The following is a 24,548-nucleotide window of genomic DNA, read 5'->3' as shown; positions in this document are numbered from 1 at the left end:
GGCGGCCCTGCGCGGAGGCGCAGGAGTCGCGGAGGGAAACGACAGGGCGTCTGCGCTTGATTGCGCTCGATTGCGTCCGGAGGAGGCGACTGTGGACGTTTATCTTGGTTCAAAGCGGGTTCGGCTCGACCCCCGGGCCTCGATCGGCAAAGGCGGGGAGGCGGACGTGTTCGACCTCGGAGACGGCCGCGCGCTCAAGGTCTGGAAGACGCCCGATCACCCGGATTACGCCGGGCAGGACGCCGAGCAGCGCGCCGCCGAGGTGCGCATCGAGCGCCACCAGGACAAGCTGCGCGCGTTCCCGCCGGCGCTGCCCGACCAGGTGATCGCGCCCCTCGATCTCGCGACCGACAGGACCAGGAAGCGCGTCGTGGGCTACGCCATGCGCCTCGTGCGCGGCGCGGAGCCGCTCCTGCGCTACGGCGAGCCGTCGATGCGCCACGGCGGGCTCTCGTCGGCCGCGGTCTCCGAGGTGCTCGCGCGGCTCCACCGGGCGGTCGCGGCGATCCACGACCGGGGCGTGGTGATCGGCGACTTCAACGATCTCAACGTGCTCGTCGCCGGCGGCGAGGTGTTCGTCATCGACGCCGACAGCTTCCAGTTCGGCCCGTACCTCTGCCAGGTGTTCACCGAGCGCTTCGTGGATCCGCTGCTCTGCGACCCTTCGCTCCCCCGGCCGCTCCTGTCGAGGCCGTATTCGCAGGACTCCGACTGGTACGCGTTCGCCGTGATGGTCATGCAGAGCCTGCTCTGCGTGGGGCCTTACGGCGGCGTCTTCCGGCCGCGGTCCGCGTCGGCGCGGGTGCCCGAGAGCGCGAGGCCGCTCCGCCGCATCACCGTGTTCGACCGCGAGGTGCGGTATCCGAAGCCGGCCATCCCGTACCGCGTCCTGCCGGACGATCTCCTGGACGCGCTCTACCGCGTCTTCGTCGAGGACCGGCGCGGCGTGTTCCCGCGCCGGCTGCTCGACGCGCTCGCCTGGACGAGGTGCCCTTCGTGCGGCGTCGAGCACGCGCGCCCTGCCTGCCCGGACTGCGCGGGCGCCGCGCCGGCCGCCGTGAAGGAGTCGACGGTCGTCCACGGCGAGGTGCTGGCGACGCGGATCCTGAGCACGCGCGGGGTGATCCTGGCCGCGGCCCTCGGCCCGGGCGGGCTCTCCTACCTCGTGAACGAGGGAGGCCGCTTCCTGCGGGAGGACCGGTCCGTCGTGATGTCCGGCGCGCCGCACCCCGCGACGCGCTTCGCGGTGCACGGGAGCGCCACGTTGATCGGCCGGGGCGGCGATCTCGTGGTGCTCTCGCCGGGGGCCGCGCCCGAGCGGATCCAGGTGGACTGCGTCGGGACGAGGCCCATCTTCGACGTCAACGCGCGCGCCCGCTACTGGACGCGCGGCGGGCAGCTCCTGCGCAGCGGGAGGCCGGGCGCCGCCGCGCTCTCGGGCGAGGCGGACGCCGTGCCGATGGGCGAGGTGCTCGCCGGGCAAACGCTGTTCTGGGTGGGCCAAAGCTTCGGGCTCGGCTTCTACCGCGCCGGGAACGTCTCGATAGCCTTCGTCTTCGACGCCGATCGGCCCGGCCTCAAGGACACGGTCAAGCTGCCTTTCCCGGGCGGCAAGCTCACCGCGGCGACCTGCGTCTTCGACGCCGGCCCGAGCTCGCGGTCCGACGAAGGCCGCGGGCGCCCGAACGACGGCCGCGGGCGCTCCCGCGCCGGGCGCGCATGGCTGTTCCTCGCCGCCGAGCAAGCCGGCCGGACCGTGCACCGGTGCGTCGTCGTGCGCGAGGACGGCGCGGTCGAGGCGGTCGCCGACGGCGACGGGGAAGGCGGCTCGTGGCTCGGCGCGCTGACCGGCAAGTGCGCGGCTTCCGGGTTCCTGCTCTCGGCGACCGACAGCGGCGTCGTCCGCGTCGAGGTCCGCGGGGGCGCGCTCGTCGAGACGCGGCAGTTCCCCGGCACCGAGCCGTTCGTCACCCAGGCTTCCCGGCTGCTCGTCGGCCCAGAGGGCCTGTTCGTCGTCGACGCACAGGCGATCACCTTGCTTCGTATCTCATGAATCCACGCTGAGCTGGCGGCCCGCGCTCGCGGGCCGATCGAGAGGAGAGAGACCATGAAATCGACAGAGCTCCCCCTGCCCGCCTTCTATGACGCCAAGAACGCCGAGCGGTGGGGCTTTCACCCCAATGAAGAGGCGCTGCACGGCGCCGCCGCCGCGTGGCGGAAGGCGCATGGCGTGAAGCCGTCGGCCGCGGACGCGCAGAACGTCCACCTCCTGCTCATCGACGTGCAGAAGGACTTCTGCTTCCCGCAGGGCTCGCTCTACGTCGCCGGCAGGAGCGGCACGGGCGCGGTCGACGACAGCCGCCGCATCGCCGAGTTCATCTACAGGAACCTCGCGTCGATCACGAACATGACGGTCACGATGGACACCCACTTCGCTTACCAGATCTTCTTCCCGGCCTTCTGGGTGGATCGCGAGGACCGCCCGCTGAGCGCGCACCGCGAGATCACGACGGCGCAGATCGACGCGGGGGAGGTGCGGCCGAACCCCGCGGTGGCGAAGTGGCTCTGCGGCGGGAGCTACCCGTGGCTCATGAAGCAGGTCCGGTATTACTGCGAGGAGCTCGAGAAGGCAGGGAAATACAAGCTCTACCTGTGGCCGCCGCACTGCATCCTCGGGAGCGACGGCCACGCGCTCGCGGGCGTCGTGCACGAGGCGCGGATGTTCCACGCGTTCGCGCGCGGGGTGCAGTCGTGGGTCGAGGTCAAGGGCGGCAACCCGCTCACCGAGAACTACTCGGTGATGCAGCCCGAGGTGCTGACGCGGCACGACGGCCAGCCGCTCGCGCAGCGGAGCACGGGCTTCCTGAGGACGCTGCTCCACGCCGACGCGGTGATCATCGCCGGCCAGGCCGCGAGCCACTGCGTCCGCAGCTCGATCGAGGACATCTTGACGGAGATCGCGCTCACCGACCGCGCGCTCGCCAAGAAGATCTACGTGATGACCGACTGCATGTCGCCGGTCACCGTGCCCGACGGCAAGGGGGGCTTCGCCGTCGATTTCACCGCCGAGGCGGACAAGGCGCTCGCCCGCTTCGCCGCCGCCGGCATGAACCTCGTGAAGAGCACCGACCCGATTCCGTGCCTGGGCGCATGACCGTGGAGGATCCGATGAGCAAGAACAAGGAGAACAACAGCGGAACCAGCCGCGATGGCTCGCTCGACATCGAGCAGCTCTTCGAGGCAGCGCGGGACGATGGCGCGCTCTCGCCCGAGGCGATGCAGGCGCTGCACATCACCGACCTGGGCGCGCAGATCCAGGCCGGCTTCGGCGTGCAGGTGGACGACGTCGCGTCGTCGGAGGTGGTGCTGGTCACGGTGATGCCCGACGACTCGGGATCCATCAAATTCGCCGGCAACGCCCCGTCGGTGAGGGACGGGCACAACCTCGTGGTGGGCGCCCTCTCCGACTCCAGGCAGCGCGACTCGATCCTGGCGCACAACCGTTACCTGAACGGGGCGGTGCTGTATCCGTACTGCCCTATCGCCCAGGCCGTGAAGATGGACACGAAGAACTACGATCCCATGCTCGGCACGCCCCTCTACGATCAGACGGTGGTCTTGCTCGGAACGGTGATCGCGAAGGCGCAGGAGTTCGCGCTGAGCGGCGTCCCGGCGCGCACCGTCACGCTGATCATCTCGGACGGCGCCGACGCGGGCTCGACGTGGGCCAAGGCCAGGGACGTGTGCGCCCTCGTCCGTGACATGCGGCGGGCCGAGGCCCACATCGTGGCGGCGATCGGCATCGACGACGGGAACACCGATTTCCGCGCCGTCTTCCGCGACATGGGGATCGAGGACCGCTGGATCCTGACGCCGAAGAGCGACGCGGCGGACATCCGCAAGGCGTTCGCGCTGTTCTCCCAGTCGGCGGTGCGCGCCAGCCAGGGCGGCGCGTCGTTCTCGAAGACGGTCGCGGGCGGCTTCGGCGGGTGAAGCGCGCGCCCCCGGCTCGCCGCGCGCCCCCCCGCGCGGCGGCGAGCCCTCCACACCTCTCGGCTGCTTCGGCGGAGGACCCGGATCAGGCCGCGGCCTCCCAGGGGACGACGCCGTAGCGGCGGCGCAGCTCGTCGAGCTCCACCGCCATGTCGGACCAGAAGTCCCAGTCGTCCATCAGGTCGATGCTCATCTTCGTTCCGCGAACGAACGATCGCACGAGCTCGTCGGCGAGCCCGGGCGTCGCGAGCATCCCCTGTTGCGACGGCGCCAGCACGGTGAGCTGGACGCCCTGCTGGAGCTGCACCAGCAGGAACACGAGGATGCCGAACGGGTTCTCGCGGCGATACCCCGCCTGAAAGGCGATCGTCATCGCCTCTCCGCGCAGATCCGTGCCGTAACCGGCGAGGATGTGGCTCAGGTCGTGCGTGAGCACGCCCTCGGGCACGCCGCGCTTCTCGCCGGGGAACGAGAAGCCGTTCTCTCGATAGAAGGTGAAGAGCGCCTTGCCGAGGGTGCCCTCTCTGTACGCCTCGAGCGAGCGGTAGCGCGCGGCGACTGGCTCGTTCTCCAGGATGCCCGCGAAGCTCGCGACGTTCCTGGCGAGCCCATAAAGGCCGCCCTCATCGAGCATGCGCCGCACGTTCTTGCCGAGCAGCGAGCTCCGGCTGATGTCGATGCGCAGGAGGAGCAGCCGCTGCTCGTAGAGGTGGTGGAGCTGGCGGACCGCGTGCGGCCGCGCCCCGAGCGCCGCGGCGAAGCGCTCGACCTCGAGCAGCTCGCGCTCGTCGACGCGCTCGCCGCACAGGGTCATCGCGCAGAGACCGTTGATGAGCTGCTCGCGCAGCGCGGGATCCTCGACGGCGCGCGCGAGCTCCTCGGGCGCTATCGGGGCGAGCGCGTCGATGTCGAGGTCGGTGTGAAGGAGGTGCCGTTGCACCGCGGCGATCGCGTCGCGCCGCGACCCGTCGAGGGGGCCGGCCGAGGTAAGGACGACCTTGATGGCACGCAGACCCGCGTGCGCCTGTTCTTGGCTCGGGATGAGGTAGGTCATGCAAGAGAGCATGAGACCGAGCGCGCGTCCCGTCCTTGACCGGCGGCGCCAATGTCTTGACCGGGCGCGCCGCCTGGGCGGACGATGTGGGTTGATCATGACGGTCGTACGGTGGAAGGCATTGGAGCGGCGCGTGGTCCAGCACTCGCCGTGGCGGAGGATCGAGGACGTCACCTTCGAGCTCCCGGACGGGCAGGTCCGCACGTTCTCGCTCAAGAAAGAGGGGCGAGTCGTCTGCGTCCTCGCCATCTCCCGCGAGAAGAGGGTGATCCTGGCGCGCCAGTACAGGCCGGGGCCCGATCGGATCCTCGACGAGCTCCCAGGCGGCGGCGTCGAGCCTGGCGAGGCCCCGGAGGCGGCGGCGGCGCGCGAGCTCCTCGAGGAGACGGGGTATGTCGCCGGGCGGCTCGTGCCGCTCGGCCGCCCGCTGGAGTGCGCTTACTCGACCATCGAGCGACACGCGTTCCTGGCCGTGGACTGCGCGCGCGACAGGGCGCAAGCGCTGGATGAGACGGAGTTCATCGACGTGGTAGAGAAGCCGATCGAGGACTTCGTGGAGCAGCTGAGGGAGGGCGCATGCACCGACCCGGAGGTCGGGTGGATGGGGCTTTACGAGCTGGGCTGTCTGAGAGCGAGCGCCTGAGCCTCGCCACGCGGCAGCGCGGCGGAGGCGCGCGGACGCCGGCGCCGCGATGCCCGCCGGTCGCTGGCCGCGCTATGATGGAGCTCATGCGCAGGCACGATCACGTCCTCCTCGCTCCCGGTGCCGGCGCCTCCGGTCGCACGGTCCACGCGCCTCCGGCCGGCAGGGCGCGCCCGCACGTGCCGCACGTGGACGACCGGCTGGCGCCGCCCGAGACGCGGGTGGAGTACCTCCACGGCGTCGAGGTCTACGCCGCCCCGGCCGATCCGCCGCACGCGACGCAGCATTTCGATCTGACCTACGTCCTCGGCGCCCACGTCGCCGAGGGCTACCGGGGCGCCGTGGACATGCTGACCCGGACCGATCTCGGCAGCGACTATGCGGCCGACGCCAGCGTCTTCGCGCAGAAGCCCGACCGCGCGGGCCGGCGGCGGCTGGAGGAGCTGGCGTTCGAGGTCAGCGACAAGCAGGCCCTCGCCGTTCCGACCACCAAGGCGCGCCTGCTGATCGCTCGCGGCGTGCGGCGGGTGTTCTGCATCCTGGTGAAGCAGCGCCGGGTGATGGAGTGGTCGCGCGAGACCGACGGCTGGCGCCCGCTGCCGAAGGATGCGGTCATCGAGGATCCCTGCCTCGTGCGCCCGCTGCCGATCCAGGCGCTCCTCGAGGCCGCGTCCTCGGACGACGCCGTGGCGCGCGCGCTGCTCGACAAGCGCGTGCCCGCGCTCGAGGCAGCGCTCGCGGAAGGCGAGGCGCGCGGCGAGGCCCGCGGTGAAGCGCGCGGCGAGGCCCGCGGTGAAGCGCGCGGCGAGGCCCGCGGTGAAGCGCGCGGCGAGGCCCGCGGCGAGGCCCGCGGCGAGATCAGGATGGCGCAGGAGGCCATCCTCACAGTGCTGGAGTCGCGCGGGGTCGCCACGCCGGCCGAGGTGGCCCGCGCGATCGCCGGCTGCGAGGATCTGGGGAAGCTACGGCGATGGATCAAGCGCGCGGCGACCGCGACGACCGCCGCCCAGGTCGTCGCCGGCTCCCGGCGCAAGCGCTGAGCGAGGGCCGCCGCGGCGCGGGCGCGCGCTGGACGCCCTCCCCCCGCGCCCCGTTACTCGTGATCGCCCCCGCCGCGGCGCACGTGCTTCTTCTCGCCCGTGCGCCGCTTCTCGTCGAGCCGCCGCGCCTTCGACGCACGCGTCGGCCGCGTCGGCCTTCGCTGCACCGGCACCTCGAGCGCGCGCAGGATCAGCGCGCGCAGCTTCTCGCGCGCGTCGTCCAGGTTGCGCAGCTGGTCGCGAGTCAGCTGGCTCACGATGAACAGCCGCCCCTCGGCGTCGAGCCGGCCGCGCGCGAGCACGCGCAGCCTCGCCTTGGCGTCGTCGGCGAGCTCCGGCCACGCGCCGAAGTCGAAGCGCAGCTCCACCTTGGAGGCGACCTTGTTGACGTTCTGACCGCCGGGCCCCGACGCGCGAACGGCGCTCCAGCTGAGGAGCGCGGCCGGGGCGGTCAGCGCATCGTTGACGACGAGGGGATCGGACACGGCGGCTCTCCTGCCCTGCGGGCGGCGCGAGCGCCGTGCGGAGCGGCTGACGCCTAGCACGCGCGCGCCGCGCCCGCCGCGCTGCGCGCAGGGCGCGGCCTGCCGGCGAGGAGGCGCGTGTGCGATAGAGTCGCCATGCAGGGCCCCCCTGATCACGCCGCCGCGCCGCCGGGCGCCCCTCACCGAGGCCGCCCGCCGCCTGCGCGGCTCCGCCTGCTTCGCTGCCTCGGCGTCGCCTCCGGTCCGGCCGCAGCCCTCGCGATCGCGCTCGTCCCGAGCGGGCTCCACGCCGTCCCTGGTTATGGCCACCGCCCTGCGTACGCGGCCGCGGTCGCGGCGTGGATGGCGCTGTGGTGGCTCTTCGAGGTGCTCCCCGTCGCGCTCACCGCCTGCTTGCCGCTCGTGCTCTTCCCGCTGCTCGGCGTCTTCGGCCGCGGGCTCGCGGGCGACGCGGCCCGCGCCGCCGCGCCGTTCGTCGACGCATACATCTTCCTCTTCCTCGGCGGCATGGCGATCGGGGCCGCCATGGAGCAGTGGAGCCTTCACCGCCGGGTGGCGCTCCACATCATGCGGGCCGTCGGCACGGACCCGAAGCGCCTCCTGCTCGGCATGCTGGTCGCGACGAGCTCCATCTCGCTCTGGATCTCCAACACAGCGACCGCCGTGATGATGGTCCCTATCGGGCTCGCCCTGCTCGCGCAGCTGGAGTCGGCCGCCGGGGGGCGCAGGCTCACGCACTACGGGACGGCCATCATGCTGGCGGTGGCCTACGCCTCCAACGTCGGCGGGATCGGCACGAAGATCGGCACCGGGACGAACTCCATCTTCTGCGGCTTCCTCGCCGACAAGCTGGGCCACGATCTCGGTTTTCTGCGGTACATGGCGATCGCCCTGCCGTTCGTTGTCCTCTTCGTCCCGCTGCTCTGGCTCGCCCTGTGGCGCGTCGGCAAGCGGGACGGGCTCGGCCCCGGCCGTGCGCGCGACGCGATCGACCGCGAGCTCGCGGCCATGGGCCCGATGAGCCGCGGCGAGAAGACCGTCGCCGCCATCTTCGCGGCGGCCAGCGCGCTCTGGATTCTCGGCGATCCGCTGCGCGCCGCGCTCGCGCCCCCCCTCCAGGCCGCGCTCAGGGGCCTGGGCGCCGCGCTCGGCTCGGGCGCCGCGGCCGGCTTCAAGGTGCAGGGCAAGCACTACGAGGCGACCGTGGCCGTCCTGGCGGCGCTCGGCCTGCTCGCCCTGCGCGCCCTCTCGCTCGCCTCCGTGCGCAGGATGCCCTGGGGCACGCTCGCCTTGCTCGGCGGCAGCTTCGCGATGGCGGCCGGCATCGAGGGCGGCGGGCTCTCGGCGTGGATGGCCGCGAAGCTCGCGGTCGTCGCCGAGGCGCCGCTGCTCGCGCAGCTCGGGCTCGCCAGCGCCGGCACGATCGCCCTGTCGGCGCTGGCCTCCAACACCGCCACGGTGAACGTGGCGCTCAACGTGCTCCCGCAGGACCTCGGCGTGCTGTTCGCGGCCACGATCGCCGCGTCCTGCGACTTCATGCTGCCGACGGGCACGCCGCCCAACGCCATCGTGTTCGGCAGCGGGTACGTGCGGCTCCCGGTGATGATCCGGACAGGCTTCCTGCTCAACGTGGCTGCCGCCGCGATCATCACGGTCTACGTGTACGGCTACGCGCGGCACCTTATCGGCGGCTGAGCGCAGGGGCGGCGTGGTGCGGTTTTGTGTATAAGCGCCGGCGCAGGGGATCACCGGGCGCCTCGCAAGCGGAAAGAACGCCGATGAAGGAAAAGGTCATGAACGCGACAGACGGCCTGTGGAGCGCACAGGCGCCGGCCGCGGGCACGGGAGGGCCGCGGGGATGAAGATCGCCACGTCGTCGTCGACCGCTGCGGGGGCGAGCGCCGCGTTCGCCGAGGCCATGTCGGCGCTGCGCGCGGGCCTCGGCGCGGAGCCAGATCACGTCTTCCTGAGCTACACGGCCTCCTATGACGTCGACGAGCTCGCGCGCGCCACCGCGGCGCTGCCGCCGTCGGTTCGCGTCCACGGATCGAGCTCGTGCCAGTCGGTCATGACCGCTGCCGGCGTTCATGGCGCCCCCGGCCCCGGCCTCGCCCTGCTCGGGGTCGCCGACGCGCAGGGCGCCTATGGCGTCGCGGCCGAGCGGATCGACGGCGCCCCGCGGGCCGCCGGCGCGCGCGCCGCGGCGCGTGCGATCGAGGACGCCGGGCGCTCCGGCGAGCTCCCGGCCCTGCTCTGGCTCAGCGTGCAGACCGGCGCGGAGGAGGACGTCCTGCTCGGCATCGAGGACGTCGTGGGCCCCAACGTGCCCGTGTTCGGCGGCTCCACCGCGGCGGACTCGATCGTCGGCAGGCAATCGCAGATGGAGCGCGGGCTGGCCCACGAGGGCGCGGTGCTGCTGACCGCCCTCTACCCGTCCGGGGAGATCTCCTATGCGTTCAGCAGCGGCTATGCCCCCACCGAGCACCGCTGTCGCGTGACCCGCGCCGAGGGCAGGCGCCTGCCCGAGATCGACGGGCTCCCGGCCGCCGAGGTCTACAACCGCTGGACCGGAGGCCTGATCTCCGCGCAGCTCGGCGGCGGGACGATCCTGGAGCACACGGCGCTCCACCCCCTCGGGCGGCCCTCGGGCTGGATCGGCAAGGTCCCCCAGTTCTTGCTCATCCACCCGGACACCGTGCAGGAGGACAACTCCATGACGCTCGGCGCCAACATCAACGAGGGCGACGAGCTCGTGCTCATGCAGGGATCGCGCGAGAGCGTGATCGGCCGGGTCCGCTCCGTGGTCGACGCCGCGCTGGGGGCCGCGCCGCCCTCCTTCCGCGCGCAGGGCGCGCTCGTGATCTTCTGCGCGGGGTGCATGCTCGCCGTGCGCGGCGAGCTCGATCGCGTCGTGCAGGGAGTGGCCGCGTCGCTCGGGGAGACGCCGTTCCTCGGCAGGTTCACCTTCGGCGAGCAGGGGTGCTTCACCCGGGGCAAGAACCAGCACGCGAACCTCTCCATCAGCGTCGTCCTGCTCGGAGACTGAGATGTGATGGACGAGGCTGCCCACGAGACGATCGCCGAGCTTCGACGCGCGCATGAAGAGGAGCGAGCGCTCCGGCTGGAGGCCGAAGGGCTGGCGGAGGTGCTCCTGCGCTTCACGGAGCCGGGCAGCTTCACGGAGACGCTGGCGCGCGTCGTCGAGGCGACCGCGCAGCGGCTCGGGGCCTCCGCCGGGCTCGTGATCGCGTTCGATGAGGGGGCGGACGGCCGCGCCCTCGTCGCGACCGATCCGGGCCTCTCGGCGACCGAATGGGAGGCCGGGCCCGCGTTCTCGCGCGCGCTCGAGGGCCGGCCGGTCGCCAGCTTCGACCTCCGCCAGCTCGCCGAGTGGCAGCGCCAGCCGGAGCCCGTGCTCGCGCGCTACGGCTCCGCGCTCCACGCGCCGCTCCACGCCGGCCCCCTGCGGTCGCTGCTCGTGCTGGTCCATCCGGACCGCGCCTTCTTCGACGCGCGCCACGTCAGCCTCGTGCGCCGCCTCCTGCCCGCGGCGTCGCAGGCGCTCGCGCGCGCCCGCGCCGAGGAGGAGCTCGCGCGGGCGCGCGACCTCGCGTACGAGCGGGAGATCACCGAGAAGCTGACGCTCATCGAGCACCAGCGCGCCGCGATCCGGGCGCTATCCATGCCCATCATCGAGGTCTGGAGCCGGATCCTCTGCGTCCCCGTGATCGGCTTCGTCGACGAGGAGCGGTGCGCGCTCCTCATGGAGCGGCTCCTCGCCGCCGTGACGGCCAGGCGGGCGCGCGCCGTGGTCATCGATGTCACCGGGCTCGACAGGATGGAGGCGAGCGCGCTCGCGCTCTTCCTGCGCGTGGCGACGGCGGTGCGACTGCTCGGCAGCACCTGCGTGCTCGCCGGCATCGGCCCGGACGTCGCCCGGGATCTCGTCCGGGAGGGCGTGGCGCGGGGCGACGTCGTGACGTACCGCCGCCTGCACGACGCGCTGAGGGAGCTGCTCCCGCCGTCGAGGCGGTGATCCGGTCGAGGACCGCCGGCGCCTCCTCCGGACCTGGCAGCGGCGTCCCGCGCGCCGTCGCCGGCCTGGGCGCCCGCGCCTCGCTGCCGGGTCCGGCGCCCGCGCGCCCGGGCGCGGCTCAGGAGACCTTGCGCCGCGCCGAATCCCACCCGCGCCGCACGGCGCTCTTCGCCTCGTCCCAGGTGCGCCCGCTCTTGAGGTCGTTCCACTCCTCCCTGAGCTTGCTCTCGACCCGATCGTCCCAGTCGGTGTGATCGCTGTAATGGCTCGCCGCGCCCCAGCCGTAGCGCAGCCCCGGCTCGACCTGGTCCCAGTCGGTGTTCGGCACGTAGCGCGGCGGGATCGGCTGCTTGCCGAGCGCCTGCTTCACCGTATCGCCGACGTCCTGGTTGAGCTCCTGCCCCTTGGTGTTGGTGAAGTCCGCCTTGGTCTGCTCCCAGTCGCGGCGCAGCGCCTCCTTCACGCGGTCCCAGCCGGACGTCTTGTGATCATCCCACCACCTCGGATTGACTGCATGGTTCATCGGTACCTCCATCGACTCCGTTGAACGAGCGCCGGCGCGAGGGCCGAGCGCTGCCATGAGCCTGGCGATACACGAACGGTGCCGCCCCGAGCCTTTGCCGGAAACCGATGGGAATCGGGCTGTTCGCAGCGATGTGCGCCGTCCCGGAGTGACGCTCTCCGCCGCCCCCGGCGGAGGCTCGCCTGCGTCAGGCCGTCACACGTGAGACAAGGTGCCTCGGAGGGTCAACCGGGCGCGCGCACTGGAAAGCGCTCGGCCATCCACGCCTGCCACGCGGGCTCGTCGCGCGCCGCCGCGGCGGGCGCCCGGTCGCCGTACAGGTACAGCCGGATCGGCAGGAAGATCTGCCCGGCCATGGGAAGGGCGAACAGGTGGGCGATGCCCGGCGCCGGCTCCTCGAGCCGGAGGAGCAGCTCCGGGTGCTCGCTCGGACCGACGCGCTCGACCACGCCGGCGAACGGCGGCGCGCCGGCGGCGGAGCTCACCCGCTGGCCCTCCGCGGCGGAAGCGAGCCCGAGCGGGCCGATGAGCGCGCCCCATGTCGCGGCTTTGGGCTCGGATCCGGCGCCCATCAGCTGGAACGCCGCGCAGGGCTGCCCACGGAAATGGGCCAGATAGAGCCGAAGGATGCGGAAGAAGGCCGCCCAGCCGTGCATGTGGCCCTCGAACTGGTTGTCCCAGTCGTCGGTGCTCGCGAACCAGCTGTGCACCACGCGCACGACGCACGTCCCGCCGGACCGCGCCTCCACGATCCACTCCGTGGCGACCTTGGGGCCGCCGGGTCCCATGTCCTCCGGGGCCTCGGCGGAGAACCGGCGAGGCGGCTCCCAGGCCGTGATGGTCGCGACCGAATCCATGCTCGTGCCCGGGCCGAAGTGAGAGACGGTCGTGCCGCCTTCGCGCTCCTCGAGCTCGCTCGGCACGAACCACGATGAGATCCCAGGCCCGGTCGCGATGGCGCGCCACACCTCTTCGGGGCTGCCGGGGACCTCGACTTCAGCCTCGACGATGCGACGGCCGGACGCGTCTTTTCTCACGGGCATGATGACTCCTTTCGTGGTGCTTCGTTCGGTGTGGGTGTGGGGTGAGCGACGATCACCAGGCGGTGCGATCGCCCGCCTGGCGCCGCGTCGTCGTGGTAGCGCGCGACGAGCGCCGTCACCGCGCGGGTGAGCTCGCCGGTGAAGGCGGCGCGCTCCGCCGGCGATCGGAAGCGGACCTCGGCGTCGATCGACAGCGACGCGAGGCGCTTGTCGGCCTCCCGCGAGCGCCGCAGGAGCTCGCTGACCTCGCGCACGACGCGCGCGCCCAGGGCGATGAGGTAGGTCGCGGAGAGGCGGTCCGAGGCGCGCTCCGGATCCGCGGCGACAGGCCCGAGCGCGCCGGGCGACACGACGTAGGAAGCCGCGCTCGCGACCAGCAGGCGCTCCGTCAGCCCACCCCATTTGCGCGTCCCGGCCATGCGCACGAGCCCGTGCGCCTCGAGGGCGCGCAGGTGGTAGTTGATCTTCTGGCGCGCGATCCCGAGGCGCGCGGCCAGCGTCGCGGCGGACGCGGGCGCCGAGAGCTCCGAGAGCAGCCGGCTCCTGACAGGCTCGAGCGCTGCCGCAGCCGCGGCCGGATCCTCGATGACGTCGACGTCGAGCACACCGCCGTGGGTATCATTGACAATTTTTTTTGTCAATGACCGCAGGCCGTACTTTCCCCGCCATGGCGAGGGGCCCGATCCCCGCGCCGTCGGGCCCCGAGCCCCGCCTACGTCACCGACCGGCGGCGGCGTCCGGGGAGAGGGCGTTCAGGTCGACGCCGCTTGCCTCGATGGCCCGGTAGCTCGCCGCGAGGCGCTGGGCCCAGGCCTCCACGCCCTCGTCGCTCAGCAGGCCGTCCTGGCGGATCTCGAGGAGCACGCAGGGCAGGCCGCGGGCCTCGCCGTGCGTGGGGATCCCGTAGTCGCCGCCCTCGGTCACGCGGTAGGGCTCGTTGTCGCCGACGCAGAGCCCGGGCTCGCGCCGCAGCGCCTCGAGGAACGGCGCGGCGAGCCTGCGGTCGCGCCCGTAGAGGACGGCCGCGTGCCACGGCCGGTCCTGGCCGGGCATCGCGGGCGTGAAGCTGTGCATGCTGAGGATCGCCGTGCGCCTCCGGCGGTCCCGCCGCGCGTCGAGGAGCGCGGTGATCGCGCGGTGGTAGGGCCAGAAGCACGCGTCAGCCCGCGCGCGGGCCTCCGCGGCGTCGATGGCGTTGCCGGGGATGGACACGCCGCAGCTGATCTCGGGGATGGACGTCGGCGAGCCCAGCGGCCGGTTGCAGTCGATGACGAGCCGCGAGTAGCCGGAGAGCACGAGCGGCGCGTCGAGGAGCGCGGACAGGCGGCGCGAGAGGGGCGCCGCGCCGATGTCCCAGCCGGTGTGCTCGCGGAGCGCCTCGTGCTGCCTGCCCAGCTCGGGGAGGCTCCTCGGAACCGCGTTGGACGCGTGGTCGCAGAGCAGGACCGCGCTGGAGCGGCCCTCGGGGTTCACCACCTCGAACGCGGGCGGCTCATCGGGCGCGAGGATACGCAAGGCTGGCGAAGGAGGGCTCATGACGTCTCGCCCAAGACATAGCAGACACCGGCGCGCCGGCGCCGCGCGCGCGCTCGCGAGGGCGCGCGGCAGCACGCGCGGCGCGCTGGCTCAGTGCGGCGACGTCATGCACGCGCGCAGCGCGAGCTTGGCCCGGTGCAGGAGCACCGCGACGTGGCCGGCCGAGATGCCCAGCGCGCGCGCCACGTCCTCTCCGGGTTGCTCCTCGAGCATGCGCAGCGTCACGACGGCCTTCTGGATCTCGCAGAGCTCCTCGACGCACGCGCGCAGGCGGACGTGCTCCTCGGCGCGCGCGATCGCCTCGTCGGTCGCCGGGACGTCCCCCGCGGCATCCGGGTGCGCGTCCACGTCGTCGTGCGGCCGGGCGCGGAAATGACGGCGGCGCCGGTTGCGCGCGGCGTTCCGCACCGTCCCGGCGAGCACGCCCCCCCACGCGCCGACGTCCTCCGGGAGGGCGCCCCGCTGCGCGAGCGTGAGCAGCGTGCAGAGGCCCTCCTGCACGCAGTCGACCGCATCTTCTGGTGTCACCCCCTCCGCGCGCGCCAGCGCCGCGAGCGCCGAACGCTCGGAGCGCACAAGGTGCGACACATGGTTGAGGAGATCGTCCGCGTCCTTGATGGCGCCCATGGTCCAGGAGGTCAGGTGTCGAGCCGCGCCCACATTACAACGGGCGAGGGCTGTAATGGATGCCGCCCTCGAGACCTGCCAGGGCATGGAGGTTCACGCCATGTCCATGAATCCTGTCCGCGAGATCGATGAGGCGAGCTTCGACGCCGAGGTGCTGGAGGCCGGGGTGCCCGTCCTCGTCGAGCTCACCGCGCAGTGGTGCCCGCCGTGCCGCGCGCTCGCGCCCATCCTGCACAAGCTGGCGGAGGAAGGCGCAGGGCGCCTGAAGGTGGTGGCGGTCGACGGCGATCGGTGCCCGGCGATCGCCCGCCGCCTCGGCATCCGCGCGTTCCCGACCGTCGTCGCGTTCGTCGGGGGCAAGGAGGTGGCTCGTCACGTGGGGCTGACCACGAAGGACAAGCTCCTCCGGCTGATCGAAGGGGGCGGGCTCCCCGGCGGCGCGGGGAGGGACCGAGCGCCCTCGCCGCCGTGAGGGCGGCGCGATCGCGCGCCTCCGCGGGCAGGCGGCCGCGATCGGCCCGCGATCGGCGCGTGAAGGGGCTCGGGCGCGCCCGGCGCGATCCGCCTGTGGCTTACCGCCGTGGCCTTTCGGGCTGCCGGTGCGTACCGCGCTGCCTCTCGGCGGCGGGGAAGCTGACCTTGCGGGTCGTCGACTCGTCCCCGGAGACATCGAACGGCCCCACCGCCTGCGGGTCGCTGACCGGCCTGCCGTCCTCGTCGACGAGCGAGAGCGTCCCGACATAGTCGTCGGCGACGAGCTGCACGCTCGCGTCGAACCGCTCGCAGGGGACCACCTGCCGCGTGACCTCGTTATTCTTCGTGTTGATGAGGACCAGCTCGACCGCGGTCGCGCCGCGCGCCTTGCACTGAGCGGCGTCGGTCTTGTCCTCGATGGACCACTGGACGGTCACGAACCCCATGTCTTCAGGCTGTGCGCCTCCTGGCCGCGTCTCGCCGGTCGTTTCTCCCGTGCACGCGACCATCATCGCTGCACATAGCCCTGCTGAAGCGTAGACACTTCGCATACCTACCTCGCTGTGCTCGCTGCGGACTCCAGCGCCGCGCCCCGCATCCAGCAACGCGGATGCCACGCGGCCTCGCGGCGAGCCTGCGAGCCGGCGCTCTCAGGCAGGGCTTGAAATGGCCGAGCAGGTTCGCCATGTTCGCCGTCCGATCGAACGCGAGCGGCGCCTCGCAGCAGCGGCGCCGGGCGGCGGGCGGCGTCGAGCGACGCCGCCGAGGAAGCACGACCCCGATGCGCACGCCCGAAGATGCTCGCGACAGCCGCCAGGAGGCCGCGTGGGGCGTCGCCTACGGGATCGCGGCCTACAGCTCCTGGGGCCTCGTCCCCGTCTTCTGGAAGCAGCTCCGTCATGTCGGCGCGGTCGAGCTCCTGGCCCATCGCACCGTGTGGAGCCTGCTCTCGTTCGTGGCGCTCACGCTGGCCGCAGGGCAGCTCCGCGCGCTCGGCGCTGCGCTGCGCGACCGGCGCGTCGTCGCGGCGATGGCGGCGACCGGCGCGCTCGTGTCGGCGAACTGGGTCCTCTTCATCTACGCCGTCGCGGTGGGGCGCGTGCTCGACGCCAGCCTCGGCTACTTCATCAACCCGCTGCTCAGCGTGCTCCTCGGCATGCTCTTCCTGCGCGAGCGGCTGCGGCCCGCCCAGTGGCTCGCGCTCGGCCTCGCCGCCTCGGGCGTCGTGTACCTGGCGGTGCGCGCCGGCTCGATCCCCTGGATCGCCCTGGGCCTGGCGAGCACGTTCGGGGTGTACGGCCTGCTGCGGAAGGTCGCCGCCGTCGGCTCGCTCCCCGGCTCCACCCTGGAGACGTCGTTCATCGCCCCGCTCGGCGCGGCCTACCTGGCCGCCCTCCACGTCGAGGGCGCCGGCGCCGCGGGCCGCGCCGATCTGCGGACCCACCTCCTCCTCGCCGCGACGGGCATCATCACGGCCCTGCCGCTCGTCTGGTTCACGAACGCGGCGCGCCGCCTGTCGCTGACCACCGTCGGCTTCCTCCAGTACCTCGCGCCGAGCGGCCAGTTCCTGCTGGCCGTGCTGGTCTATGACGAGCCGTTCACCACGGCCCAGGCCGTGAGCTTCGCCTGCATCTGGACGGGGCTCGCGGTGTTCAGCGCCGACGCCGTGCTTCGCGCGCGCCGCTCGGGAAGGACGAGCGCGTCCTGAGCGCACCGGAGGCGAGGCAGGACGAATTTGAACCGCCGAATGAGCTCCGAAGAGACCGCACCGGCATCTACCAGCGGCAGTATATCGAGTCGGCCCGCCGCTTTCCCGACGTCCCGCCGCTCAGCGCGCGGCAGATCGAGGCGCTCGACCTGTTCGATGCCCTCGCCAACGACCCCGCGCTCCACATGATCATGGAGCTCCGCCCGGGCGACATCCAGCTCGTGCACAACCACACGCTGCTCCACGATCGCACGGCCTTCGAGGACTGGCCCGACCCGGATCGCAAGCGGCACCTGCTCCGCCTCTGGCTCGCTCCGCCCGGGGCGCGGCCGCTGCCGCCGGTGTTCCGCGAGCGCTACGGCGCGCTGACCCCCGGCGACCGCGGGGGCATCGTCGTACCCGGCACGCGGCTCCACGCCCCGCTCGATCCGGCGTGAGCGGCCGCGCCCGCGAGCACCGGGGCGCTCACCGCTGCTCATCCGTAGGTGTCCCCACGTGAGCTCCTGCTCGCCGAGAAGCTCGAAGCCCCAGCCTCACCGCCGCGTGCGCGCGCTGCATGCCCATGGCGCGTGCGCTCCGCGAGGCAGCTCACCGCCGCGTGCGCACGCCGCACCCACACGGCGCCGGCACGCTCCTCGCAGCACATCCCCTTCCCATGGCTCCCTTGCCTCCGGCCCGAGCGGCAGAGGAATGCGCCGGCAGCGATGCCAGTCCCGCGCCCGGCGGCGAGGCGCGCGTCCCGGCCGCTCCGCCCGCCGCCCCGGACGCGCCCGCCGCCCGCCGCGCGCGACGAAAGGCCCTGCTCCACGCGGCGCTCGGCGGCCTCGGCCTGGCCGCGCTGGCCGCGCTCATCCGCCACGTCGGCGCGGCGGAAATGCTCGCCGCGGTGACCCGCGCCGCGCCGTTCGTGCCTTTCCTGATCGCGCTGGAGGCGGCGCGCATCGGCTGCGAGGCGCTCGCGACCGGCGTGCTCTGCGCGCCGCGCCGCGTCCCGGCCGCGGAGCTCCTTCGCATCCACGTCGTCACCTATCCGGTCATCACGCTGATGCCGGCCGGCCGCCCCGCGGGCGAGGCGGTCAAGGCCGCGCTGCTCTCCCCCCACGTCGGCGCCGCGCGCGCGGCCGCGATCGCCACGGCGAACCAGTCGCTCGCGCTCCTGTCCTCGGCCCCGCTGTCGCTCCTCGCGGCCATCGCCCTCTTCCACATCGGCGGCGCCTCTCCGCTCGCCCTCGGCGTGCTCGCGCACGCCGCCCTCCTGGTCGCGAGCGGCCTCGGCGTCGCCTTCGCCGCGCGGCAGCGCGCCGCCTCGGCGTGGATCACCCGGCGGTTCGCTCGCGCCGGCCAGCTCGCCACCGCCTTCCAGGAGGCCGTCCTCGAGCGCCCGCCCGTCCCGGCCTGGCCGTTCGCCGCCTGCCTCGCGGGCCGCGCGCTCCAGGCGGTGCAGTACGGCGTGCTGCTCGCCGTCGTCGGCGCCGAGAGCGGCCCCCTCCGCGCGCTCGCCGCGTACGGCGTGGGCGCCGCCGGCACGGCCGCCGGCGACCTCATCCCGGGCCAGATCGGCGCCACCGACGGGGCGTTCACGCTCGCCGCCTCGCTGCTCGGCCTCACCGCGAGCTCCGCCGTCGCGATCTCGCTGCTCGTCCACCTCCTCCAGGCGGCCTTCGCGCTCGCGGGGATCGCCGTCGCGCTCGTGTGGCGCCGCAGCCCTCCGGCGCCCTGAGCCGAGCTCGGCTGGGACCAGGGGAGTCGCTCGCGCCTCCGGCGTGCGCTCAGCCGCGCTCGCGCTTGATGCGCTCCAGCTCCGCCAGGGCCTCGGCCAGCCGCCGCTCGGCCTCGTCGGCGCGCAGCCGCTCCGCATCGAGGCGGCGCCGCTCTTCGTCGAGGCTCGTCTCGGTCTCCTCGATGCGCGCCTCGAGGTCGCCCACCATCGAGCCGAGCCGGGCGAGCAGCTCGTGCGTCTCCGGCAGCGGCGCCAGCCCGTGGAAGAAGCGCAGCCGGTCTCCCTCCAGGCTCAGGTCGAGATCGAGCACCGTGCTCGCGAGCCGGCCCTCCTGCGGGACGATCGGCTGGTACCGCGCGCTGCCCTCGGCGAGCCGGAAGCCGCGCAGCCGCCTTCGCCTGCGGTCGAAGACGAAGTACTCGGAGATGCCCAGCGACGCGTAGCGGGTGACGTTGTCCTCGAGGTCCTTCTTGCTCTTCCCGCGCCAGAGGATCTCCAGCGCGAAGTCGATCCCCTTGCCCTCGGCGCTCACCGACCAGTGGGCGCGCTCCTTCACCTCGACGTCGAGCACCGCGATGACGTCGGGAGCGACCATCCGCTCGGCCGGGTAGTACACCGGCAGCTCCAGGCCAAGGGACGCTTCCAGGCCACGCCGAGCCGCGCTGCGCTCCCCCGCTCGCGCTCCTTTACGCCCGGGGGGATCCGGCACCCCGCGCGCGCTCTGCTCTGCGGTCCGGAGGGGTGCGGCACCGCCTTCTGGCACAACGAGGAGGGTGCATGCTGGGTTGTTGGCACAGAATTTCGCCGAAAACGCGTTTTCCGGCACAAATTTGCCCCAAAAATCGCTCGACCCAGCGTTTTCGAGAGGGGTCCGGACCCCGGTGTGTCGCCCGTGCAGGACGGCTCACTTGCCCGGTCGTCCGCTCCCTCGCCCGGCCGCCTGGCAGGCGCCCGCTCGTGCGCCTCGCGGCCACGCGGCAGCGGCAGCCGGACGCGCGGCGCGGCGGTCGCCCGACGGCGCAGCGACCGCGATCGCGGCAGATCGCTGGCCACCCTCCGGCGGTTCGTCCTACGGTGTGCAGTCATGACGGAGACGACCGGCGGCCCTGGACGGGACGTGCTCACCCAGAAGGAGGCCGAGGAGCGCGCCGCGCGCATCGGCAACGCGCGCTACGAGCTCTCCCTCGACCTCTCGCGCGGCGCCCGCGGCTACCGCGGCGAGGCGATCGCCTACTTCGACGTCCGCGGCCGCGGCGACACCTTCATCGACTTCCGCGGCCGGCACATCGAGCGGCTCGAGATCAACGGCGTCGAGGTCGAGCCCGCGTGGTCCGACTGCCGCATCCTCCTCCCGGGGAAGCTGCTCGACCCGGAGACGCGCGTGCGCGTCGTCTACGAGAACGACTACGATCACACGGGCGACGGCTTCCATCACTTCCGCGACCCGGAGGACGGCGAGGACTACCTCTACTCGGACCTCGAGCCGTTCAGCGCGCACCGCGTGTTCCCCTGCTTCGATCAGCCGGACATCAAGGCGAGCTACCGGCTCTCCGTCACCGCGCCCGAGGACTGGGAGGTCATCGGCAACGCCCGCGTCACCCGCACGTTCGGCGCGGGCCTCGGGCGCACGACGCGGGTGTTCGAGGAGACGACCCGGTTCAGCACCTACATCTTCGCGCTGATCGCCGGCCCGTACAGCGGCGTCCGCGACGAGCACCGCGGCATCCCCCTCGGCCTCTACTGCCGCAGGTCGCTCGCGAGGCACCTCGACGCCGAGGAGCTCTTCGCGATCACGAAGCAGGGCTTCGACTTCTACCCGGAGTTCTTCGACTACCCCTACCCCTTCACCAAGTACGATCAGGTCTTCGTCCCGGAGTTCAACGCCGGCGCCATGGAGAACGTCGGCGCCGTGACCCACAGCGAGCGCATGATCTTCCGGGACCCGCCGACGGACCACCAGCGCCTCACGCGCGCGGAGGTGCTCCTCCACGAGATGGCCCACATGTGGTTCGGCAACCTCGTGACCATGCGGTGGTGGAACGATCTCTGGCTGAACGAGAGCTTCGCCACGTACATGGCCTTCCTCGCGATGGAACAGGCGACCCGGTTCCAGCCGGCCGTGTGGAAGGCGTTCAACGTCATGAAGAGCTGGGCCTACCGGCAGGACCAGCTCGTGACGACGCACCCCATCGCCGGGGAGCTCGCCGACACGGAGCACACGTTCCTGAACTTCGATGGCATCACGTACGGCAAGGGCGCCGCCGCGATGAAGCAGCTCGTCGCGGCGATCGGCCTCCCGGCCTTCCGCGAGGGGATGCGCCGGTACTTCAAGCGCTACCAGTACGGCAACGCGACGCTGCGCGAGTTCCTGTCCGCGCTGGAGGAGGGCTGCGGCCGCGACCTCGGCGCGTGGTCGCGCCTCTGGCTCGAGCAGGCGTCCCTCAACACGCTGACGGCCGAGTGGGAGCCCGAGGGCGACCGCATCGGCCGGCTCCGCGTGCTGCAGACGGCGCCGGCCGACTACCCGACCCTCCGGCCGCACCGCATCGACGTCGCGCTCGCGCGCGAGGAGGACGGCGCGCTCGTCGTCGACTCGGTGCCCGCGGAGATCGACGGCGCGGCGACCGAGGTCGCCGCCGCGCGGGGGCAGCGGGCGCCGCTCCTCGTGTTCCCCAACCACAACGACCTCACGTTCGCGAAGATCGCGCTCGACCCGGCCTCGCTCGCGTTCGTGCGCGAGCACATGGGCCGCGTGGACGATCCGCTCCTGCGACAGCTGCTCTGGTCGTCGCTCTGGAGCATGGTGCGCGACCAGAAGCTCGCCTCCCCCGCGTACCTCGCGCTGGTGAGGGACAAGCTGCCCGCCGAGCCGGACCTCTCGCTCGTCGACCCGGTGCTCACGAACGCGGTGACGGCGCTCGCGCGCTACGTGCCGGATCCCCTGCGCGAGGCCGAGGCGAGCGCGTTCACCGGCCTCGCCCTCGCGGCCCTGCGGTCGGCCCCCCGCGGCGACGCGCAGATCGTGTGGGCGCGGGCGCTCTTCAACGCGGCGTACTCCGCGCCGGATCTCGCGCTGGCCGCGCGCCTCGTGGACGGCGAGATCGAGGTGGACGGCCTCGCGATCGACCAGGAGATGCGCTGGACGGTCGCCGTGAAGTGGATCGCGCGCGGCATGAAGGGCGCGGAGGAGCGGCTCGCGGCCGAGCGCGAGCGCGACCCGTCGGACCGCGGCCAGCGCGCCGCGCTGCGCGCCGAGACGGCGCGCCCGGATCCGGCGGTGAAGGCCGCGGCGTGGGCGCGCTTCCACGAGGACGGGTACGGCTCGCTGCACCTCACCAGCGCGGCGATGTCGGGCTTCAACTGGTCGTTCCAGCGCGCGCTGCTCGAGCCGTACGCGCAGGCGTTCTTCGAGCGGGTGCAGCAGGTCTTCGAGACGCGGACGCACGAGCTCGCGTCCGCGTATTTCACGCATCTGTTCCCCTCGTACCGCGTCGATCGGGACCTCGTCGCCCGCGCGGAGGCGCGGACCGCGGCGCTCGGGCGGGCCCCGGACGGCGCGCCGGCGGCGCCGCGGCTGCCGATGCTGGTCCGGATGCTCCGCGAGGCGAGCGACGACCTCGTGCGGGCGCTCGCCTGCCGGGAGCTGGCGGCGGCGAGCGCCGAGGGGCACCGCCCGGGGGGCGGGGACGCCCCCGGCTGAGCGAGGAACCAGGGAGAGCGGCGCTCGAGGCGACGATGATCGTGCAGCTCGGGAAGACGTCCCACACGTGGACGCGCGCGGACCTCGAGGCGAAGCTCGCCGGCCACGCGCGCGTCCTCATCGACGTCGGCACAGGCGACGGCCGCTTCGTGTACCGCTCGGCCGGCGCCCACGCCGATACGTACTGCATCGGCATCGACCCCGCGGGGGAGCGGATGCGCGAGGTGTCATGGCGCGCCAGCCGCAAGGTCGCCCGGGGCGGCCGGCCGAACGCGCTCTTCGTCGTCGCGTCCGTGCAGGCGCTGCCCGAGGAGCTCACCGGGCTCGCCCACACCCTCACCCTCAATTTCCCCTGGGCCTCGCTGCTCTCGGCCCTCGTGCTGCCCGAGGCGCCGGTGCTCGAGGCGCTGCGCCGGCTCGTCCGACCGGGCGGGGAGCTCATCGCGCTGCTCAACCAGAGCGTCTTCGACGACCGGCCCTACGCGGCGCGGCTCGGGCTCCCCGAGCTCTCGGACGCGTGGGTCGATGACACGCTGCGCCCCGCCTACCGCGCGGCGGGCTTCGAGATCCGGGCGAGCGAGCTCGTCGAGGGGGACATGCCGCACCAGACCAGCTGGGGACAGCACCTCACGCTCGCCTCGGGCCGGAGGACGCGCCTGCTCACGGCCGAGGCGATCGGCTGAGCTCGTCGGTCGACCAGGCCAGTTCCGTGCGCCAGCGATCCCTGGCGGGACTGTTCCGCGGCGGCGAACCGTGGACGCCGGCGCCCGTGGTCACTGCGGTGCTGCGATCGTGATCGAGGGATCGAACCAGTAGTTACCGATATATTCTCCGCCGATCGCGCAATAGAACTCGAGGCCGTACTGGAGCGTGCCCGGAGTGGCGAGCGCCGGAACAAGGATGTACGGGTTGCGCTTCACCGGCGAAGTCAGGCTGGCGTCATGGCGGGTAACCAGGTAACTGGTGTTGTCATTCTCCGGCGCCCACGGAGAGTTCGAACCGGCGACATAGTCGTAACCATACGAATTGACGCGAGTGTCCCGGAAGCTGATGTCTCCGATGACCGCATCCCCGCCGGTGAGGTCATCGAGGGTAATCGGGCTTTGCTCCCAGCTCATCGCGACGAACCCCACCGGGGCGCAAGCCACACCGATGTTGGAGTTCGAGTCCTGGACGTAGATGAGGACCTCCTCGTTGAAGTACACAGTCACGGGAGTGTCCCCGCTCTGGTTGGTGTAGGTGCTGGGGTCGTCTCCTCTCCCGTACTTGAGAGGAGGGTGCGGGCCCGGATAATTGTTGGGATTACCAAACTGCCCTCCAGGATTCTGCTTGAGAGCATTGCTATCGATCAGAAAAATGATGTGCATTGTCATGTTGTTCTCTTCCATCCGTGGGCGTTTACCGCGCAGACCTGGGACGCAGGCGCGGCAGCAGCGCTCCCCTCGGTCAGCTAGCAGCGCTTGAGCGCCTCGCTTCTCTGGCGAAGCGTCACAGCAAGCGACGTGCCACCAGGACCGGCCCTTCGGTCCCCCAGCGCAAGGGCGCTTCCTCCCCAGGACCCCCCCACAGGCGCCTGGGCGTCCGACCTTCCGGCACGCCTCGCCGCCCCCGTCGCGCTGCAGGCCTTGTTTCCCGCCGGGAAGCGCCGCTTCATTTCGAGACGCAAGGCCTCGTCGCCCCCGCGCGGGTTTCGCCCGACGCGCCTGCCGCAGGTCCGACTGGATCTCCGCCGGCGCTCCACCGGTCGGCTCGGTCCGAGATCGCCCTGAAGCCTCACCGAGAGCAGCGCCGAGCCGTCCAATGGCGGCTGGCATCGTCATTGCAACATTCGCATCACGGTGGTTGCCCTCGGCCAGGCCCCGGACCTCGGCCAATCCGAACCCGGAACGTCAACTCCTCCAAATGCAGGAAGCGCAGCGATCATGACAAGATTCTCTCGAATGCTCAGGGCGGCGGCGGCCTTTCC

General features: G+C 72.5%; 23 protein-coding genes and 1 pseudogene. 14 read left to right on the top strand and 10 right to left on the bottom strand.

Annotated elements, in window-relative coordinates; translation table 11 throughout:
• Positions 1-91: 91 nt before the first annotated feature.
• Genes WMF12_RS12260 through WMF12_RS12250 form a run of 3 tightly spaced genes read left to right on the top strand, consistent with a single transcriptional unit; the run spans position 92 to position 3,993 of the window.
• A complete protein-coding gene (locus WMF12_RS12260) occupies positions 92-2,053 on the top strand; it encodes a hypothetical protein (RefSeq protein WP_437870982.1) in 1,962 nt (653 codons plus the stop codon).
• Between the two features lie 54 nt (positions 2,054-2,107).
• On the top strand, positions 2,108-3,154 hold the full coding sequence (locus WMF12_RS12255; protein WP_437870980.1) for a nicotinamidase: 1,047 nt from the start codon (positions 2,108-2,110) through the stop codon (positions 3,152-3,154).
• 14 nt (positions 3,155-3,168) lie between these two features.
• Entirely contained in the window at positions 3,169-3,993 is an 825-nt protein-coding gene (locus WMF12_RS12250) for a hypothetical protein (RefSeq protein WP_437745793.1), read from the top strand.
• An 85-nt stretch (positions 3,994-4,078) separates the two neighbouring features.
• Here WMF12_RS12250 and WMF12_RS12245 read toward each other — a convergent pair whose 3' ends face one another.
• A complete protein-coding gene (locus WMF12_RS12245; protein WP_437870979.1) occupies positions 4,079-5,047 on the bottom strand; it encodes a hypothetical protein in 969 nt (322 codons plus the stop codon).
• A 97-nt stretch (positions 5,048-5,144) separates the two neighbouring features.
• Between WMF12_RS12245 and WMF12_RS12240 the strand changes: the two genes are divergently transcribed.
• Positions 5,145-5,690, top strand: a complete 546-nt coding sequence (locus tag WMF12_RS12240) for an NUDIX hydrolase (RefSeq protein ID WP_437717309.1) — start codon at positions 5,145-5,147, stop codon at positions 5,688-5,690.
• 86 nt (positions 5,691-5,776) lie between these two features.
• Positions 5,777-6,730: a Uma2 family endonuclease gene (locus WMF12_RS12235; RefSeq protein WP_437870976.1), complete on the top strand. Its 954-nt coding sequence runs from the start codon at positions 5,777-5,779 to the stop codon at positions 6,728-6,730.
• Between the two features lie 53 nt (positions 6,731-6,783).
• On the opposite strand, the gene arfB is transcribed toward WMF12_RS12235, so the two are convergent.
• Positions 6,784-7,215, bottom strand: coding sequence for an alternative ribosome rescue aminoacyl-tRNA hydrolase ArfB (gene arfB, locus WMF12_RS12230; protein ID WP_012234976.1), 432 nt, complete (start codon positions 7,213-7,215; stop codon positions 6,784-6,786).
• A gap of 135 nt (positions 7,216-7,350) precedes the next feature.
• Here arfB and WMF12_RS12225 point away from each other — a divergent pair, with 135 nt between their 5' ends.
• From WMF12_RS12225 to WMF12_RS12215, 3 genes are all read left to right on the top strand, one after another.
• Positions 7,351-8,910 carry an SLC13 family permease gene (locus WMF12_RS12225; RefSeq protein ID WP_437870975.1) on the top strand — a complete coding sequence of 520 codons (1,560 nt, stop codon included), beginning with the start codon at positions 7,351-7,353 and terminating at the stop codon, positions 8,908-8,910.
• Between the two features lie 163 nt (positions 8,911-9,073).
• Positions 9,074-10,261: an FIST signal transduction protein gene (locus WMF12_RS12220; protein ID WP_437870974.1), complete on the top strand. Its 1,188-nt coding sequence runs from the start codon at positions 9,074-9,076 to the stop codon at positions 10,259-10,261.
• Between the two features lie 6 nt (positions 10,262-10,267).
• Positions 10,268-11,251 carry an STAS domain-containing protein gene (locus WMF12_RS12215; protein WP_437870972.1) on the top strand — a complete coding sequence of 328 codons (984 nt, stop codon included), beginning with the start codon at positions 10,268-10,270 and terminating at the stop codon, positions 11,249-11,251.
• 118 nt (positions 11,252-11,369) lie between these two features.
• Here WMF12_RS12215 and WMF12_RS12210 read toward each other — a convergent pair whose 3' ends face one another.
• From WMF12_RS12210 to WMF12_RS12190, 5 genes are all read right to left on the bottom strand, one after another.
• Positions 11,370-11,774, bottom strand: coding sequence for a hypothetical protein (locus WMF12_RS12210; protein WP_437870969.1), 405 nt, complete (start codon positions 11,772-11,774; stop codon positions 11,370-11,372).
• Between the two features lie 224 nt (positions 11,775-11,998).
• Positions 11,999-12,817: an SRPBCC family protein gene (locus WMF12_RS12205; protein ID WP_437870968.1), complete on the bottom strand. Its 819-nt coding sequence runs from the start codon at positions 12,815-12,817 to the stop codon at positions 11,999-12,001.
• On the bottom strand, positions 12,808-13,422 hold the full coding sequence (locus WMF12_RS12200; protein WP_437870965.1) for a helix-turn-helix domain-containing protein: 615 nt from the start codon (positions 13,420-13,422) through the stop codon (positions 12,808-12,810). The genes WMF12_RS12205 and WMF12_RS12200 overlap by 10 nt, the downstream gene beginning before the upstream one ends.
• 112 nt (positions 13,423-13,534) lie before the next feature.
• Entirely contained in the window at positions 13,535-14,353 is an 819-nt protein-coding gene (locus WMF12_RS12195) for an N-formylglutamate amidohydrolase (protein ID WP_437870963.1), read from the bottom strand.
• A gap of 90 nt (positions 14,354-14,443) precedes the next feature.
• The gene (locus WMF12_RS12190; protein ID WP_437870961.1) at positions 14,444-14,980 is read right to left on the bottom strand and encodes an RNA polymerase sigma factor; all 537 of its coding nucleotides are present in this window, start codon (positions 14,978-14,980) and stop codon (positions 14,444-14,446) included.
• 100 nt (positions 14,981-15,080) lie between these two features.
• Here WMF12_RS12190 and WMF12_RS12185 point away from each other — a divergent pair, with 100 nt between their 5' ends.
• Positions 15,081-15,452 (top strand): thioredoxin family protein, encoded by a 372-nt coding sequence (locus WMF12_RS12185; RefSeq protein ID WP_437870960.1) that lies wholly within the window; start codon positions 15,081-15,083, stop codon positions 15,450-15,452.
• Between the two features lie 100 nt (positions 15,453-15,552).
• Here the strand turns inward: WMF12_RS12185 and WMF12_RS12180 are convergent, their stop codons facing one another.
• Entirely contained in the window at positions 15,553-15,900 is a 348-nt protein-coding gene (locus WMF12_RS12180; protein ID WP_437870957.1) for a hypothetical protein, read from the bottom strand.
• Between the two features lie 335 nt (positions 15,901-16,235).
• Between WMF12_RS12180 and rarD the strand changes: the two genes are divergently transcribed.
• The 3 genes and pseudogenes from rarD (at position 16,236) to WMF12_RS12165 (ending at position 18,882) form a co-directional block, all read left to right on the top strand.
• On the top strand, positions 16,236-17,162 hold the full coding sequence (gene rarD / locus WMF12_RS12175; protein ID WP_437870956.1) for an EamA family transporter RarD: 927 nt from the start codon (positions 16,236-16,238) through the stop codon (positions 17,160-17,162).
• Positions 17,163-17,221: 59 nt separating this feature from the next.
• Positions 17,222-17,599: pseudogene (locus WMF12_RS12170) on the top strand (TauD/TfdA family dioxygenase); the annotation flags it as partial.
• Positions 17,600-17,817: 218 nt separating this feature from the next.
• Positions 17,818-18,882 carry a lysylphosphatidylglycerol synthase domain-containing protein gene (locus WMF12_RS12165; protein WP_437870953.1) on the top strand — a complete coding sequence of 355 codons (1,065 nt, stop codon included), beginning with the start codon at positions 17,818-17,820 and terminating at the stop codon, positions 18,880-18,882.
• A gap of 49 nt (positions 18,883-18,931) precedes the next feature.
• Here the strand turns inward: WMF12_RS12165 and WMF12_RS12160 are convergent, their stop codons facing one another.
• Complete coding sequence (locus tag WMF12_RS12160; RefSeq protein ID WP_437870952.1) at positions 18,932-19,591, bottom strand: Uma2 family endonuclease; 660 nt, start codon at positions 19,589-19,591, stop codon at positions 18,932-18,934.
• Positions 19,592-19,966: 375 nt separating this feature from the next.
• On the opposite strand from WMF12_RS12160, the gene pepN reads away from it, so the two are divergent.
• Entirely contained in the window at positions 19,967-22,582 is a 2,616-nt protein-coding gene (gene pepN / locus WMF12_RS12155; protein ID WP_437870951.1) for an aminopeptidase N, read from the top strand.
• A 35-nt stretch (positions 22,583-22,617) separates the two neighbouring features.
• The gene (locus tag WMF12_RS12150) at positions 22,618-23,265 is read left to right on the top strand and encodes a class I SAM-dependent methyltransferase (protein WP_437745773.1); all 648 of its coding nucleotides are present in this window, start codon (positions 22,618-22,620) and stop codon (positions 23,263-23,265) included.
• Positions 23,266-23,355: 90 nt separating this feature from the next.
• Here the strand turns inward: WMF12_RS12150 and WMF12_RS12145 are convergent, their stop codons facing one another.
• Positions 23,356-23,970: a hypothetical protein gene (locus tag WMF12_RS12145; RefSeq protein WP_437870948.1), complete on the bottom strand. Its 615-nt coding sequence runs from the start codon at positions 23,968-23,970 to the stop codon at positions 23,356-23,358.
• Between the last annotated feature and the right edge of the window lie 578 nt (positions 23,971-24,548).

Source organism: Sorangium sp. So ce363 (genome assembly GCF_051520435.1).
Classification (GTDB): domain Bacteria; phylum Myxococcota_A; class Polyangia; order Polyangiales; family Polyangiaceae; genus Sorangium; species Sorangium cellulosum_B.
The sequence above is the reverse complement of the archived record's forward strand: the minus strand, read 5'-3'. Positions and strand labels throughout refer to the sequence as shown.

Excerpts from the sequence above, each read along its gene's own strand:
- WMF12_RS12235 (WP_437870976.1), top strand. The coding sequence starts at position 5,777 with ATGCGCAGGCACGATCACGTCCTCCTCGCTCCCGGTGCCGGCGCCTCC.
- WMF12_RS12165 (WP_437870953.1), top strand. The coding sequence starts at position 17,818 with ATGGCTCCCTTGCCTCCGGCCCGAGCGGCAGAGGAATGCGCCGGCAGC.
- WMF12_RS12195 (WP_437870963.1), bottom strand. The coding sequence starts at position 14,353 with ATGAGCCCTCCTTCGCCAGCCTTGCGTATCCTCGCGCCCGATGAGCCG.
- WMF12_RS12225 (WP_437870975.1), top strand. The coding sequence starts at position 7,351 with ATGCAGGGCCCCCCTGATCACGCCGCCGCGCCGCCGGGCGCCCCTCAC.
- WMF12_RS12250 (WP_437745793.1), top strand. The coding sequence starts at position 3,169 with ATGAGCAAGAACAAGGAGAACAACAGCGGAACCAGCCGCGATGGCTCG.
- WMF12_RS12205 (WP_437870968.1), bottom strand. The coding sequence starts at position 12,817 with ATGCCCGTGAGAAAAGACGCGTCCGGCCGTCGCATCGTCGAGGCTGAA.
- rarD (WP_437870956.1), top strand. The coding sequence starts at position 16,236 with ATGCGCACGCCCGAAGATGCTCGCGACAGCCGCCAGGAGGCCGCGTGG.
- WMF12_RS12190 (WP_437870961.1), bottom strand. The coding sequence starts at position 14,980 with ATGGGCGCCATCAAGGACGCGGACGATCTCCTCAACCATGTGTCGCAC.
- pepN (WP_437870951.1), top strand. The coding sequence starts at position 19,967 with ATGACGGAGACGACCGGCGGCCCTGGACGGGACGTGCTCACCCAGAAG.
- WMF12_RS12150 (WP_437745773.1), top strand. The coding sequence starts at position 22,618 with ATGATCGTGCAGCTCGGGAAGACGTCCCACACGTGGACGCGCGCGGAC.
- WMF12_RS12255 (WP_437870980.1), top strand. The coding sequence starts at position 2,108 with ATGAAATCGACAGAGCTCCCCCTGCCCGCCTTCTATGACGCCAAGAAC.
- WMF12_RS12240 (WP_437717309.1), top strand. The coding sequence starts at position 5,145 with ATGACGGTCGTACGGTGGAAGGCATTGGAGCGGCGCGTGGTCCAGCAC.
- WMF12_RS12215 (WP_437870972.1), top strand. The coding sequence starts at position 10,268 with ATGGACGAGGCTGCCCACGAGACGATCGCCGAGCTTCGACGCGCGCAT.
- WMF12_RS12220 (WP_437870974.1), top strand. The coding sequence starts at position 9,074 with ATGAAGATCGCCACGTCGTCGTCGACCGCTGCGGGGGCGAGCGCCGCG.
- WMF12_RS12180 (WP_437870957.1), bottom strand. The coding sequence starts at position 15,900 with ATGGGGTTCGTGACCGTCCAGTGGTCCATCGAGGACAAGACCGACGCC.
- WMF12_RS12145 (WP_437870948.1), bottom strand. The coding sequence starts at position 23,970 with ATGGAAGAGAACAACATGACAATGCACATCATTTTTCTGATCGATAGC.
- WMF12_RS12185 (WP_437870960.1), top strand. The coding sequence starts at position 15,081 with ATGTCCATGAATCCTGTCCGCGAGATCGATGAGGCGAGCTTCGACGCC.
- WMF12_RS12245 (WP_437870979.1), bottom strand. The coding sequence starts at position 5,047 with ATGACCTACCTCATCCCGAGCCAAGAACAGGCGCACGCGGGTCTGCGT.
- WMF12_RS12210 (WP_437870969.1), bottom strand. The coding sequence starts at position 11,774 with ATGAACCATGCAGTCAATCCGAGGTGGTGGGATGATCACAAGACGTCC.